Genomic DNA, 14,663 nt, shown 5'->3' with positions numbered 1-14,663 from the left:
TCAACCGGGAAGCCACGAGTCCAAACACGACGAAAAGCAGTTATGAATCAGCAAATTAACGGAGAGGCGGAGGGCTACCGATGAGCGGAAAGCCAAATCCTGCGTACTTTGCTGTAAGCCACAGTAAAGTCTACTGTCTTACAGGGATTGCTGCGCAGGTTGCCGCTTCACAAAAACTTTACCAATTCGGTACAGAGAGATGCACCAATAGTACCCATCCAACCGCCCGAAGCGATCGTTCACCGCAAACATTTTTTGGCATCTTGCAACAAGTTAAAATTCCTTCCTAAAAAGATTTCATAATAGCAAGAATCGGGCAACCAAGAGAGGCCACCCGACGCATTTATTCATGTTCTTTACGAACAGTACTCATTGTGTGAGTGGCCTGCCAGCAACTCTAAAAATGATTTAGGTTGATGCCTGCTTCTCTGGCAAAAACAGCCAGGCTTTTGTGTTCAAGGGTTTTAATTGCTTTTGTAGAAAGCCGTAGTTTCACCCAGCGGTTGCCCTCAGCCCACCAAACACGCTTCCACTGCAAATTGACTTCTTGCAGCTTCTTGGTTCGACGGTGGGAGTGAGAAACCGCATAGGCGTTGTTTGCCTTCTTGCCGGTAAGTTGACATTGACGAGCCATAGCAATCTCCGAGGTGTGCGCTGTGACCAACACTTTGTATAGAGTGACCAGCATTCTATCTTACACAACAATTTGGCTATGCACAACGACTACATCAGTACGAGTTCGGACAGTCAATAGTTTGGGATCGAAGAAGTTGCAGGAGGGGAGAGGGAGTGGGGTAGAAGTTTTGAGTTTGCTTCCTCTGCTCTCCTTACTCCCTCAGCTTCCCTCACTCTTAACCTTAAGAGGCGGTGCGATCGGTCAACTTGGTCAAAACTGCATTCGATCGCTCAACAAACGCTTGCATACCTTCCGCGTCAAAGCCCTTCTGCGCCATGAGTGCCAGATCGTAGACGTGATGACAAATCAGGTCTGCCAGTTCCGCAGAGGGTGATTGGCCTTCGCTTTGAATGATGGCTCCCTGACTGAGGCTCACGAGATTCTGAATGAGCGGGTGAGAGGTGTTAACCAGAAGAATATGCTCTTCGGGAAACTGTACGGCTTGCTGTTGCATGAGTGCAGTCATCTCCTGCATCCGCCGCAAATGTTCTGGCAAGAGCACCATCGCTGGTGGTACGCCCTTCGCATCGCTAGACTTGAGCGCTTCGGTACGAACGGTGAGCTTGGGTTTGTTGAGCGCTTTTTGGAAGAGTTCTTTGATGCGATCGCTCCGAGTTTGATTTGTGGTCGGGTCAACAATATCGGCAGGCTTGTCTTTGTCGATCAAGGTATCATCCAAATCTGCATCCACCCGCGAGAATTTCACGTCGGGATGCTCACGCTCTAAGAAGCTGACAAAGTGGCTATCGATGAATGAGTCCATAAAGAGGACTTCTAGCCCTTGCTGTTTGTGAAGCTCTACGTAGGTCGTTTGTGCCACTTCATCGGTGCAGTAGAACACGCGATTGGGGTGATGCTCTTTGTTGCGCTCCAAGTATTCTTTGAGGGTTGTGTAGGGTGTGGGATGTGGGGTATGGGGTGTGGGGTCAGAGGTGGAAGGGTTTACGTCTTGCCATGCATCGCCTTCTGCCGATTGAACCTCAACTTTTGGCGCTTCAGTTTTTGGTATGTCAGACCCCTCACTTCTCTCACCTCTCACCTCACCCAATTTTGCAGTGGTGCGGTAGATCAGAATATCTTCGACCTGTTTCTTAAATTTATCGTCGTTGATGGAGCCAAACTTGACGAAGGTACCGAGGTCTTGCCAGCAGCGGATATATTCGTCGCGGTTGTCGCGGTAGAGTTCTTTGAGGCGATCGCCCACTTTCTTGGCAACGTAGTCGGCAATGCGGCGGACGGTGCGATCGTTCTGTAGGAAGCTGCGGGAGACGTTGAGCGGAATATCCACACTGTCGATGACCCCACGCAGAGGCAGCAAAAACTTGGGAATGACTTCTTCGCAGTTGTCGCTGACGAATACCTGGTTACAGAAAAGTTTGATTTGTCCCTTGGTGGTGTCAACGTCGGGCTTGAGTTTGGGGAAGTAGAGAATGCCGTTGACGACAAATGGGTAATCCGTGTTGAGGTGTACCCAAAGTAATGGCTCCTCCTGGAACGGATACAGGTAGCGATAGAACTCCAGGTAGTCCTCTGACGTGAGCGAACTGGGAGATTCTTTCCAGGGAGCCTTCTGACGATTGATCTGTTCGGGCGCTTTGATTTCGGGGGTTTTACTTTCTGCCGGAGCTTCCGTAGCTGTGTCAGCAGTCGATTCTGTCGTCGCTTCGGGAGCAGTAGCCTCTGGAGCAGCTTCGATGACTTCTAGTTTGATCGGAACGGGCAGAAAGTCGCAGTAGGTCTTGATCAGCTGCCGAATGCGATATGGCTCCAGGTATTCCTGTTCTTCGTCCTGGAGGAAAAGTGTCACTGTGGTACCACGATCGCTCCGGGTCGTTGAGGCACTCAGCTCAAACTCGGTAGAACCATCGCAAGACCAATGTACAGGCTCGGCCTCTGCTTTGTAGGAAAGGGTGTCAATCTCGACTCGTTGCGCCACCATGAAGGACGAGTAGAACCCTAGCCCAAAGTGACCGATGATTTGCTGATCGCCAGCCGCTTTGTACTTTTCGACAAATGATTCGGCACTGGAAAAGGCAACCTGGTTAATGTATTGCTTTACTTCATCCGCCGTCATGCCGATACCCGTGTCGGAAACAGCCAGGGTTTTCTGAGCCTTGTCGATCGTGATGACAACTTCAGGTTCGCCCAGATCGCCAGCTAATTCGCCCGAATAGGACACCATTTTGAGCTTTTGGATCGCATCGACGGCGTTAGAGACAAGCTCTCTCAGAAAAATTTCGTGGTCTGAGTAGAGCCATTTCTTGATAATGGGGAAAATATTCTCAGTATGAATACTGATATTGCCCTTTTCGAGAACGGTCGTCATAGGTGATACTCCAAGTTTCTCTAGCGGATTGAACGCAGCAGATTGATGACGGAAGGAAGAGACACCAGCGTTAACTGGCTAATTGCTTTCGATTGTACTGAGAGGTTCGTCTGACTTGCAGATGCGGATTTCCCTACCTGAGGAGAGATGAGGAAGCAGGGGGAAATGGGGAAGCAGGGGGAGAGTTGTGAGTTTTGAGTTGATGGAGCGGTCAGCCGTCAGTCTGAGAGTTGTGAGTTTTAAAATTCAGAATTCAGGAGTCAGTTTTTTTAGCCTTTTTCCTTCTACCTTTTCCTTCCGCCCTTTGCCTCCTGCCTTTATAAGGAATGGGTGTAAAGCTGCATGACATCGGCGATCGCCATGCGGGACTGAGCACCTAACGTTAAGGGCGAGGTATGTCCCCGGTTGAGATGATCGGCAGCGGCGCAAGCAATCATAGCGGCATTATCGGTACAAAATTGCAGGGGAGGAAAAAGAACGCGCAGGTTGTATGGCTGAGCGGCGGCTTTGAGATGTTGCCGTAAGCCGCTGTTGGCAGCAACCCCACCACCAACGACGATCGTATTCAGTCCATAATCGAGGGCACAGGCGATCGTACGTTTGGTTAAGGCTTTGGCAACGGTCTCCTGAAAGCTAGCAGCAATGTCGTCTACAGGGAGCAATTCAGTTTCCTGTTCGAGCTTTTGGGTGAGCCTGAGTACGGCTGTTTTTAAGCCGCTAAAACTGGAATCGTAGCGATGAAAGCCGCCTGTCGGTAATGAGACTTGTCCTTCTGGTAACGGAAAGGCTTTGGGGTTGCCTTGTTGAGCGAGGCGATCGATCACGGGGCCACCGGGATAGCCCAGGTTCATTAATCGTGCCACTTTATCAAAGGCTTCGCCGACAGCATCATCGCGGGTTTGTCCTAACGTTTCGTAGTAACCACAATCTTTGACGTAAATCAGGCTTGTGTGACCACCGGAGACGAGTAAACACAGAAAAGGGGGCTGTAAATCACTTGCAGTTAAGTAAGAAGCGTAGATGTGTCCTTCGAGGTGATGCACGCCAATGAGCGGCTTTTGGTGCAGCAGTGCTAGCGTTTTAGCGGTGGTTAGCCCGACGAGCAAGGCACCCACCAAACCGGGCGTGCAGGTAGCGGCAATCCCATCAACGCCAGCCCAATCGAGGGCAGCATCTTGAAGCGCTTGGTCGATCGCGGCATTAACAATTTCCACATGCTGTCGCGATGCCACTTCAGGCACGATGCCACCATAGGGCTGATGAACTGCAATCTGAGACGAAACAACACTACTTAAAACTTCACGATCGTTGACGATCGCCACGGCTGTTTCGTCACAACTTGTTTCAATCGCCAAAACCGTCACCATTTGCTGGTACCTTTTTGAAGGTATAAACTGCCTCTTGTAGCTTAGACTGCATCAGGGGTCGCTTCAAACGGCACGATGCTATCTCTAGTAAACCGACCGTTGCAAGACCTCTAACCTGTTTGACCAAGCGGTTTGTGCGAAAAGATTTGTGTTTTGTTTTGTGCGTTTTGTAATTTTAAAGAAGGGAAACAATTCCATGCAACGGTTGTTTGCTCTAGTGCTCGTCGTAATGCTCTGGTTCGGGTTTGTCTCCATCCCGCCAGCTCAGGCTTCTAACCTAACACCTTGTAAAGATTCTGCTGCGTTTGCCCAGCGAGCGAAGGATTCAGTCAGTGCGACCGCAAAACAGCGGTTCGACTTTTACGCTAATTCTGGCGTTCTGTGTGGCGAAGAAGGACTACCTCACCTAGTGGTTGATCCAACCGCCGCTCATGCAGGTGAATTCGCTATTCCAAGTATTCTTTTCCTCTACATTGCTGGCTGGATTGGTTGGGTCGGTCGTGCTTACCTCCAAGCAGTCAAGAAAGGCTCGTCTCCTGAACAAGATGAAATTATCATCAACGTTCCACTGGCGCTGAAATATGCGCTCTCTGGTTTTGCTTGGCCTTTGGCAGCAATCAAGGAGTTTACGACGGGTGAACTGACCGCGAAAGATGACGAAATTCCCGTTTCTGTTCGCTAGTTTAGCCTCTCTGTTTGGACATGAAAAGGGAGTGACGCATTCGGTAACCGTTCGATCGGTGCAATTTGCGTCCTTCACCTCATCGCCAATGTTCGCAGCGAAGTGGTCGTAAATTGAGAGTCGAATTTTCAGTCTTCAGGAGAACACTTTATGCAGTATTTCATCAAGTATCTTTCAACCGCTCCTGTGATCCTGACCGCATGGTTGGTGATTACCGCAGGCATTCTCATTGAGTTCAATCGCTTCTTCCCAGACTTATTGTTCCACCCGATGCCATAAGCAGTCTATGGAACGATCGTGCATGGATCTAAAGTCTATGTCGATCAAAACAGAGGGTGCGATCGCCGACGATCGCACCCTCTGTTTTAGGCGTAACCAGAAGCTAGCTGCTCGAAAAACAAATGCATGCAGCACAACACACCGGGATGATACTTCGGTCTAAAATTTGGAGTAGTAATCTTTGAGTGAGCAACACCTGACTTTGATAGGATCGTTGCGATCGCTAGGGGAGTGAGAAGACTGATGACAACCCGTAAGCCTGAGCAGCAGGCAAGCAGTAGCAAGCCAACACCATTGAGTCAACGGGCGGCGATCGCACCCAAAAGTGCCGTCATACCCTCTTTAGCACCCCAATTTGCTTATGCTGCTGGCGATCCACAGGAGGGCAATCTGGCAACACCTATCAATAGTTCCAGGCTCACCCGGTGGTTCATCAATCAGCTCCCTGCCTATCGTTCAGGAGTATCTCCGTTTCAACGAGGGCTACAGATTGGCCTTTCACACGGGTTTTGGCTTTTAGGGCCGTTCGTGGCATTGGGGCCTTTGCGCGATACAGGGTTAGCAATCTTTGCAGGGCTGCTTTCGACGATTGGGGTAATTATCATTGCAGTGCTAGCGCTCTCGGTTTATGCCGAAAGTTCGCCTCCACCCCCGATCGCAACACTCACGACACCCCAGCCGCCTTCTGAGTTGGGTAAGCCTCAAGGCTGGCAGGAACTTGCTCACGGTTTTCTATTTGGTGGCCTTAGTGGGGCTGTTTTTGCTGCCGTCTTACTGCTGGTTTACAGACTATAAGCCTGAGAGTGAGCCAATAATTACGCAGTTTGACCAAAACCTCGGAGGTTTAAGCCACTACGTGAGTCCCGCTGCCGATGCTTGGTAAAACTTCCGAGGTTTGCGATCAAGTCGATCGAGCTAGCAGGCGGCTGTAGCAAATAATGTTTCCTCAATGCGATCGAGCGCTTTAGCAAAATCATCGTTGACTATGCAAATATCAAACTCATCAGCGGCTTCAATCTCAGTCCGGGCGCTTTGAAGGCGACGAGCGATCGCGTCCTCACTATCTTGCGCTCGACTCCGAATGCGGTATTCCAACTCTAGCAAAGATGGCGGCAGGATAAAGATTTGCCGCGCATCAGGAAAGGTTTTGCGGATTTGGCGTGCGCCTTGCAGTTCAATTTCTAAAATGACCCGCCTACCATCACGAATTTGTTCTTCAACGGCGTGGCGAGGGGTGCCGTAGAGATTGCCCGCAAACTCTGCCCATTCCAGCAACTCACCATTGCTAGCCATCCGCTCAAACGCGGTACGGGTGACAAAGTAGTAATTTTTGCCATCGATTTCGCCAGGACGAGGCGATCGCGTGGTCACTGACACGGAAAGATACAAATCTGGATGACGCTGAATGAGCGATCGCAGGAGCGTACCCTTGCCAACTCCACTGGGTCCTGTCAACACAATCAATGCGCCCATATAGCTTTCCATACTCTCAGTGACAATAAACGTCAGTAGCAATGATGACCATCAACCGCTAAGTTAATAATTCTTTATTTTCAACTACAGATCATATTCTGGCAACACATCCGTAAAGTTTTAAATACTGGTCACAAAGGCGAGCCGTCTTTGAGCATTGAGAAAGGCTACTGGGCAGATGCCTAATAAAACGGTGGTCTAGCTTCAGACCCCTGTGCTTGTGACTTATTCACTATGAGTGTCTTTACTTACAATGAATCGATTGGCGACCGTCTCTGGTTGAATGGCTGACAGAATAACATGCCCAGAGTCTGTGATGATCACGGCTCGTGTTCGACGACCATAGGTGGCATCAATCAACTGCTTGCTGTCGCGCGCGTCACTGATGATACGCTTGATGGGTGCGGATTCTGGGCTTACGATGGCAATTACCCTGCTTGCAGAGACGATATTGCCAAACCCGATATTGATGAGCTTAATGTCCATAAGGACTAAAGTCAGGGGTAGGAGGGCAAATGATCGCAACCTAGTCTTCTATCCTAGTTCACAAAAAAAGTGCGTCACCAGGTCAAATTGCTGAAAGTTGATTGGCTCGATCGCCTCCTTCCGTCAGGTTTACGTTCCCCCTTACACCTCACCTCTCTTGCAACCCGTTGATTTTACTGCCCTCACTGCGATCGGCGCAGAACTGCGAGCCGCATGGTTGCCTGCCCGTTTAGAACAGGTTTACCAGCGCGATCGTCATACCGTGTATTTGGGCTTACGCACCTTCAAGCAACGTGCCTGGTTATTGCTTTCCTGGCATCCTCAGGCGGCACGGCTATGTATCAGCAGTGCTCCACCACGGACTCCCGATACCTTTACCTTTAGCCAGCAGTTGAAGCATCAGTTAGGCAACCTGGCTCTCGTGTCGATCGCGCCGATCGCACCGTGGGAACGTGTTCTTGATCTCCAATTTGCACAGCGTCCGGGAGAGCCAGCGCTATGGCATCTCTATGTCGAAGTGATGGGGAAGTACAGCAATGTGGTGCTGGCGAATCAGGATCACCAGATTGTAACCGCCGCCCATCAGGTCAGCGCTCAACAATCGAGCGTGCGCCCTATTCAAACAGGAGATCCCTACGAACTGCCCCCACCCCTGACCGATTCCACACCGACCTTGACTGAACCGTTCGATCGCTGGCAGGAGCGGGTGGGCCTCGTCCCTGGCCCTCTACGACGCACATTGCAGAAGACCTATCGAGGGCTGAGTTCGGCGCTGACCCTATCGCTGCTTCAGGCTGCAGAGCTTAGCCCAGAGCAATCTACCACCAGCCTCAGCGCCGACGATTGGCAACGGTTGTTCCAGCACTGGCAAGAGTGGCTGCAAGCGTTGACCAATGAGACCTTTCAACCCGGATGGACGACTGATGGCTACACGGTGCTGGGGTGGGGCATGACACAAACCGTCGATTGCGTCCAGTCCCTCATCGATCGTTACTACACTCAACAGCTAGAACAGCAAGCATTTGTTCAACTCCGTCACCAACTTACGCAGAAACTCCACACCATTCTGGCAAAGCTGCGCGTGAAAGCAACTGTCTTTCAAACGCGGTTGGAGCAGTCGGATGGAGCCGATCGCTATCGTGAGCAAGCTGACCTGCTGATGGCGAATCTGCATCACTGGCAGTCCGGCATGACAACCATTACGTTACCCGACTTTACGACTGAGCAGCCTGTCACCATTCCCCTTAACCCCGAAAAGAATGCCGTCCAAAATGCACAAGCGTTCTATAAGCACCATCAAAAGCTGAAGCGCGCCCGGAACGCGATCGCGCCGTTGCTGACAGACGTCAATGCCGAAATTCACTATTTAGAGCAAGTCGAAGCGGCGATCGTGGAACTGGATACTTACCAGATGGCTGAAGACCTGAACACTTTGGATGAAATTCGTGATGAGCTGATTCAACAGCAGTATTTGCATGACCCAGAGTACCGCAACGCGAACCTGACGCCAAAAGATACGCAAAGCCATCCCTACCGCTATACAACACCCAATGGACTTGAGGTGCTTGTGGGGCGAAATAACCGTCAGAACGATCAACTCACGTTCCGAACGGCGGGAGACTACGACCTGTGGTTTCATACGCAGGAAATTCCCGGTAGCCACGTCTTGCTGCGCTTAAAGCCAGGGATGGTACCAGATGCGATCGATCTGCAGTGTGCGGCGAACCTGGCAGCATACTACAGCCGTGCGCGTCAAAGTGAGCAGGTGTCTGTTATCTACACGGAACCGAAGTATGTCTACAAACCCAAAGGTGCTAAGCCAGGGATGACCGTTTACAAACACGAGCGAACTCTCTGGGCACAGCCTCGTCTGGGAGAACACGGTAGGCAGCCAGGTAAGACGTGAGGAGTGAGGAGCGAAACGCCAAGAGAAGTTGTGCTTTGGAGCTTTGAGCCTTCCCCTCCCAGATGTAGAAGCTAACATTATCGATCACACCACCTTATGGAAGGTTTAAAGTCAGAAAACGTGAATTTTTATAAAAAAATGTTTGTGTATCTTGCTACAATGAAGCCGAAACGAGGGAATACTAAAAATTAGTAACCCGCTGTACGTTTGGGAACGCGCAGCTTGTTTCCTCCAATTCGAGAGAGCAACGTATTCGATTGTTGGACCAGCCCTTGCGCTGGTCTTTTTTTATGGCACTAGAATCAGGCTGCTTCATAATCCCAAGTTGATTTTCAAATGCCCTACACGGCTGGTTTGAGCAATCAGAAGTCAGAAGGCGTTATAACTCTTGGCTGCTGACGCTTGGCTTCTAACTCCATGCCCAAGCCATCTGCCACCAGCACTCATTAAAACGGTATAACCAGTGGCGATCGCCGCTGTAGTTTATAGTGACACCAGGCCAATAGAGTTCAGTCTTTAAACAGAGTGCAGGTGAGCGGCTGTGGCATTGAAGTATGCGCTGGTGCATGAATGGCTCACGCCACTAGCAACCGGTGGTTCCGAACTGGTTGTGCAGGAGATTCTTAAGGGTGTGGATGCCGATGTCTATACACTCATTGACTTTGAATCGACGAACCCTGAGAGCTACCTCTTTAAACGCACGATCGGCACCACGTTTTTACAGCACTTTCCCTTCGCCCGTAAGGGTGTGCAGAAGTATTTACCCTTCTTGCCGCTGGCGATCGAGCAGCTTGATCTACGAGGCTACGATGTCATTCTTTCGTCCTCTCATGCCGTTGCTAAAGGCGTTTTAACCAGCGCGAATCAATTACACGTGTGCTATTGTCATGCACCCATGCGCTACGCGTGGGATATGACCTTTGACTATTTACGCAGCAGTACTGCTGGCAGGGGCATGCAGGGATGGCTCACCCGGTATCTGCTCCACGGATTGCGCCAATGGGATGTACTGTCGGCAAATCGGGTCGATTATTTCATTGCCAACTCGCACCATACAGCGCGGCGGATCTGGCGTTGCTACCGCCGTCCTGCTGAGGTCATCTATCCACCTGTAAATACTGAGAGATTTGGCTTTCAGCCGCAAAAGCAGGATTTTTACGTGACCATTTCGCGCTTGGTAAGCTACAAAAAAATTTCGCTTATTGTCAAAGCGTTTAACCAGTTGGGCTACCCCTTAGTTGTGATTGGTGAAGGGCCAGAACTTAAGCAAATTCAGCAGCTTGCTCGATCGAATGTGCAGGTGCTGGGCTGGCAGGCCGATGCGGTTGTTGAGCAATATGTGGCGCAGGCAAAAGCGTTTGTTTACGCGGCTTTTGAGGATTTCGGCATTGCGCCTGTAGAGGCCCAAGCCTGTGGCACTCCCGTCATTGCCTATGGGCTTGGGGGAACTTTGGAGACGGTGCGGGATGTCAAACAATATGGTGAGACAGGTACAGGCTTGCTGTTTTATGAGCAGACGGAGTCGGCAATCGTAAATGCCGTACAAACGTTTGAAACGTATCAAAAAATACTAAACCCAGAAGTCATCCGATCGCACGCGCTCTCCTTTAGCCCTAGTGTTTTTCAAGAGCGTTATCAACGCTTTCTGGAACGCTGTTACAAGGAATTTCAGGAACGCATCTCACCTTAAAGCGAAACAACAAGCGGTAGAAAGCAGAAGCAAGCAAAACGCTTACAGGCTGGGCTGTCGCTATCTTATTTGATGCTTGATTGATGCTGCTCTTCAGTTTGTAATGCGATCGTCTATTTTTGCGATCGTGCCAGTTTTTCAACTGAATTAGCGGCAAAAACTATGTAGATAGGGTGAGTGGCTTTATGATGAGGAGTGTGTGGTGTGGATGTGTGAAGGAGTAAAATGACTGCCGAAAGCCAATTAATCTCTGGCAAAACAATTCGTGCATTCTTAAAACGTGGGTTTGTGCCACTGTTTGAGTATGCCTTGGATGGAGCGTTTGCTAAACGGCTGTTTGATGTTGCATTTTCCCTGACGATTCTGATCGTGTTTGCCCCGGTTTACCTGCTGCTGATTGTTCTCATTGCGCTTAGCTCTCGTGGCCCCATCTTTTACATTCAAAAGCGCGTTGGCAGGAACTATAAACCTTTCGGCTGTATCAAATTCAGAACGATGGTGCGAAATGCCGATGAGGTACTGATGGAAATGATGGAAACCTCGCCAGGTTTGCGTCAGGAGTTCAAAAGCAATTTTAAGCTGCGTCGTGACCCCCGCATTACTCGTATCGGGCGCTTTTTGCGCATTACGAGTCTGGACGAATTTCCGCAGTTCCTGAACGTGCTGAAGGGCGACATGAGTGTAGTAGGTCCTCGTCCAGTAGTCACGGAAGAGCTGGAACGATACGGCAACGCTGCCGATCGGGTGTTCAGCATTCGACCAGGTATCACTGGATTGTGGCAAGTCTCAGGACGGAATGATATTCCGTATCCTAGACGGGTTCAGATCGATGTCTACTACGTCAATTTCCGCAGCTTTTTAATGGACTTGTGGATTGTCTCTAGAACGATCGGCGTCATTCTTTTCCCAAAAGACAATGGAGCCTACTGATCATTGAGAGTCTGAATCACTAAGAGCCTAAAGGTATCTCAGTGCGTTGGCGTTGGCGATGATCTCGCTACCGCAAGCAACTTTGTGACTGTCAAACTTAAAGTAGAGGCACCATAGAGCTCATTAGTGAACGCTGTTTAAATGCCGTTTTCAACTGCCTTCAAATCGATCGCGCTCCTGCTGACCCCCAAGCGGTTAGCCATTCTTGAGGCTATTCTGATTGGTTTGGTCGCGGCACTGGCAGCCGTGCTCTTGAAGCAGAGCATTCATTGGTTAGGCGGTTGGCGGCTTAAAGAAGCGCTCATACTTCCTGTATGGCTGCTGATACCAACGCTCGGGCTAGGCGGGGGTCTTTTAGTCGGTTTTTTGGTCAACCGTGTAGCACCGGAGGCGTTTGGGAGTGGCGTGCCGCAAGTGAAGGCAGCGTTAGCGTACTTGCCGATTCCACTCAACTTGCGCGTTGCGGTGGTTAAGTTAGTGAGTACAACGCTTGCTCTGGGTTCTGGGTTTGCATTGGGGCGCGAGGGGCCTACTATTCAAATTGGGGCCGCGCTGGCAGCCCAGTTGAGCCGCTGGGTGCCTGCATCGCCTGAGCATCAGCGTCAACTGATTGCCGCAGGAGCCGCTGCGGGGTTAGCGGCTAGTTTTGATGCACCGATCGCAGGTGTAATGTTTGTCATCGAAGAGTTGCTCCAGGACTTCTCTCATCTGACCCTGGGTACTGCCATTCTGGCCTCGTTTATTGGTGGGGTGACCTCTCGTGTTTTAGCAGGACCAAACCTGCATTTGGGCGTTAACCCGCTGAACTACCACACCAGCTTTTCGCTGCTAGAAATTCCTTTTTTTCTGGTGTTGGGTTTACTGACAGGGGTTTTGTCCACGGTGTTTAATCACGGCATTCTAAATAGCATTCGATGGAGCCGACGCCACTTGCGGATCAGCCCGATGTGGCGGATTGGGCTGGCAGGTCTAGTAACGGGAACTGCGATCGCCTTTTTGCCTGTATCCTTTCGAGATAGCTATACGCTGGAGGTCTTTCTTACCAGTGGTCAGGCAGATTGGCGCATGGCTGCTTTTGCCTTCGTGGTGCAGTTTGGCTTGACGATGGTTGCCTGTGGGGTAGAGGTGCCAGGGGGGTTGTTTGTACCTAGCATGATTTTGGGTGCTTCTCTGGGGCATCTGGTGGGTTTAGCGAATCACGCTGTACTGGGTGGTGATCCCGTACTTTATGCTCTAGCAGGAATGGGTGCCTTTTTGGGAGCATCCGCTAGAGTCCCGATTACGGCGATCGTCATCGTCTTTGAAATCACCACAAACTTCGATTTGGTGCTGCCGTTGATGATCAGCGCGGTGACGGCTTATTTAATTGCAGAGCGGCTGTTTCCAGAATCGATCTATACACATTTGCTAGAGCTAAAGGGCCTTCACATTGAACCAGCCGTTGTACAGGATGGTCTTTGGGCAAGGTTGACAGCGGCTGATGTGATGCAGCAGAAAGTCGAAACCCTGAGCAGTCAGATGACGTTAGATGAAGTCGTACAAGCCTTTGCGCGATCGCACCATCGCGGCTTTCCGGTCGTGGATGACAGTCGGTTAGTGGGCATTGTCACCCTAACCGACTTAGACAAAGTGACGCAGCGACAGCTTCCTGGTACGGCTGTGCTGAAAGAGATTATGACCCCGCAACCTATTACCGTCAGCCCTCCCGATACGCTGAGCCACGTGCTTTACCTCCTGTCGCGCTATAAGCTGTCTCGTCTGCCAGTCACTGACCACCGCAAACTGGTTGGGATTATTACCCGCAGCGACATTCTACGGGCTGAGTCTGACCAGCTACGCGGAGGCGATCGCCTGGGTTCACGGGTAGAACCGTCTTACGTCGTCTATCAAACGCGTGCACCCGCCACGGGTCGAGGTCGCATCCTGTTGCCGCTCAGCAATCCTCAAACGGCAACGCGAATGCTCAAGCTTGCCTTTGCGATTGCACAGGAGCGTCATTACGAAGTTGAGTGTTTGCAGGTGATTCCTGTACCGCGTCACAGTTCGCCAGCCGAAGTGCCTGTAAACACAACCTTAAGTCGTCGCCTCTTGAAACAAGCCGTCAGGCAAGGGATGGCGAACCGCGTTCCGGTGCATACCCAAATCCGAGCAGCTCAAAGCATTGATCAGGCGATTCTAGAGACGATTGCCGATCGCCACATCGATCTGCTGCTGATGGGCTGGAAAGGCAAGACCTCTACACCTGGCCGCATCTTTGGCGATGTAGTCGATACGATGATTCGGCAAGCCAGTTGCGACGTTGTGCTCGTAAAACTCACGGAAAGCTATGTCACCACTCCAGTACACAGCTCAGATACAGCCTTACCCAATGAAGACAAAGATCATACTCCAGCCTTAAATCGCTGGCTACTGCCGCTGGCGGGTGGCCCCAATTCGCAACATGCACTTAAGCTGCTGCCAGCCCTGGTAACTCTCAGTCAGAAGCCTGAAATTCGCCTCTGCCAAGTCTTTCCGCCCTCTAAAAGCCAGCCTAGCGAGGACTTGCTAGAAGAAGACGCGCGGTTTCTCCGGCAGCGGCTGCAAACCAATGTGGTCACGCTACCTGTCTGTGCAAATTCTGTTTCAGATGCCGTAGTTGATATGGCTCAGAAGGATCAGTGCGATGTGATTGTGCTGGGTGCCAGCCGGGAAGGCATGCTCCAACAAGCCATTCAAGGAAATATTCCTGAAATCATTGCTCGCGATTGTGACTGCACTGTAATTCTGGTCAGAAAAGCTATCGTTACTGGAACTTAGCGCCTACTCGGAAGGAGAAACCGTCGTTTAAAGGCCCGTTTCAAGCAATGCG

12 protein-coding genes are annotated in these 14,663 nt (G+C 50.8%); 7 read left to right on the top strand and 5 right to left on the bottom strand.

Annotated elements, in window-relative coordinates; translation table 11 throughout:
- Positions 1 to 397: 397 nt before the first annotated feature.
- The 3 genes from rpmB to tsaD all read right to left on the bottom strand — a co-directional run bounded on the left by rpmB (position 398) and on the right by tsaD (position 4,369).
- Complete coding sequence (gene rpmB, locus AC5JLP_RS04920; protein WP_496066795.1) at positions 398 to 634, bottom strand: 50S ribosomal protein L28; 237 nt, start codon at positions 632 to 634, stop codon at positions 398 to 400.
- 223 nt (positions 635 to 857) lie between these two features.
- Positions 858 to 3,002 carry a molecular chaperone HtpG gene (htpG, locus tag AC5JLP_RS04915; RefSeq protein ID WP_496066794.1) on the bottom strand — a complete coding sequence of 715 codons (2,145 nt, stop codon included), beginning with the start codon at positions 3,000 to 3,002 and terminating at the stop codon, positions 858 to 860.
- Between the two features lie 317 nt (positions 3,003 to 3,319).
- Complete coding sequence (gene tsaD / locus AC5JLP_RS04910; RefSeq protein WP_496066793.1) at positions 3,320 to 4,369, bottom strand: tRNA (adenosine(37)-N6)-threonylcarbamoyltransferase complex transferase subunit TsaD; 1,050 nt, start codon at positions 4,367 to 4,369, stop codon at positions 3,320 to 3,322.
- 196 nt (positions 4,370 to 4,565) lie between these two features.
- Between tsaD and AC5JLP_RS04905 the strand changes: the two genes are divergently transcribed.
- From AC5JLP_RS04905 to AC5JLP_RS04895, 3 genes are all read left to right on the top strand, one after another.
- On the top strand, positions 4,566 to 5,051 hold the full coding sequence (locus tag AC5JLP_RS04905) for a Photosystem I reaction center subunit III (RefSeq protein WP_496066792.1): 486 nt from the start codon (positions 4,566 to 4,568) through the stop codon (positions 5,049 to 5,051).
- Between the two features lie 150 nt (positions 5,052 to 5,201).
- Positions 5,202 to 5,330, top strand: a complete 129-nt coding sequence (gene psaJ, locus AC5JLP_RS04900) for a photosystem I reaction center subunit IX (protein WP_496066791.1) — start codon at positions 5,202 to 5,204, stop codon at positions 5,328 to 5,330.
- A 243-nt stretch (positions 5,331 to 5,573) separates the two neighbouring features.
- Positions 5,574 to 6,125: a photosystem I reaction center subunit XI gene (locus AC5JLP_RS04895; RefSeq protein ID WP_496066790.1), complete on the top strand. Its 552-nt coding sequence runs from the start codon at positions 5,574 to 5,576 to the stop codon at positions 6,123 to 6,125.
- Between the two features lie 120 nt (positions 6,126 to 6,245).
- Here the strand turns inward: AC5JLP_RS04895 and gmk are convergent, their stop codons facing one another.
- Both gmk and remA read right to left on the bottom strand, forming a co-directional pair.
- Positions 6,246 to 6,803 carry a guanylate kinase gene (gmk, locus tag AC5JLP_RS04890; RefSeq protein WP_496066789.1) on the bottom strand — a complete coding sequence of 186 codons (558 nt, stop codon included), beginning with the start codon at positions 6,801 to 6,803 and terminating at the stop codon, positions 6,246 to 6,248.
- A 225-nt stretch (positions 6,804 to 7,028) separates the two neighbouring features.
- A complete protein-coding gene (gene remA / locus AC5JLP_RS04885) occupies positions 7,029 to 7,289 on the bottom strand; it encodes an extracellular matrix/biofilm regulator RemA (RefSeq protein ID WP_496066788.1) in 261 nt (86 codons plus the stop codon).
- A 157-nt stretch (positions 7,290 to 7,446) separates the two neighbouring features.
- On the opposite strand from remA, the gene AC5JLP_RS04880 reads away from it, so the two are divergent.
- The 4 genes from AC5JLP_RS04880 to AC5JLP_RS04865 all read left to right on the top strand — a co-directional run bounded on the left by AC5JLP_RS04880 (position 7,447) and on the right by AC5JLP_RS04865 (position 14,611).
- On the top strand, positions 7,447 to 9,195 hold the full coding sequence (locus tag AC5JLP_RS04880) for an Rqc2 family fibronectin-binding protein (protein WP_496066787.1): 1,749 nt from the start codon (positions 7,447 to 7,449) through the stop codon (positions 9,193 to 9,195).
- Between the two features lie 541 nt (positions 9,196 to 9,736).
- Positions 9,737 to 10,885: a glycosyltransferase gene (locus AC5JLP_RS04875; protein WP_496066786.1), complete on the top strand. Its 1,149-nt coding sequence runs from the start codon at positions 9,737 to 9,739 to the stop codon at positions 10,883 to 10,885.
- Positions 10,886 to 11,110: 225 nt separating this feature from the next.
- Positions 11,111 to 11,815 carry an undecaprenyl-phosphate galactose phosphotransferase family protein gene (locus AC5JLP_RS04870; RefSeq protein WP_496066785.1) on the top strand — a complete coding sequence of 235 codons (705 nt, stop codon included), beginning with the start codon at positions 11,111 to 11,113 and terminating at the stop codon, positions 11,813 to 11,815.
- A 141-nt stretch (positions 11,816 to 11,956) separates the two neighbouring features.
- Complete coding sequence (locus AC5JLP_RS04865) at positions 11,957 to 14,611, top strand: chloride channel protein (RefSeq protein WP_496066784.1); 2,655 nt, start codon at positions 11,957 to 11,959, stop codon at positions 14,609 to 14,611.
- The last annotated feature ends 52 nt before the right edge of the window (positions 14,612 to 14,663 follow it).

The organism is Stenomitos rutilans (assembly GCF_059505485.1).
Note: the sequence above shows the minus strand (reverse complement) of the source record. Positions and strands in the feature narration are given on the sequence as shown.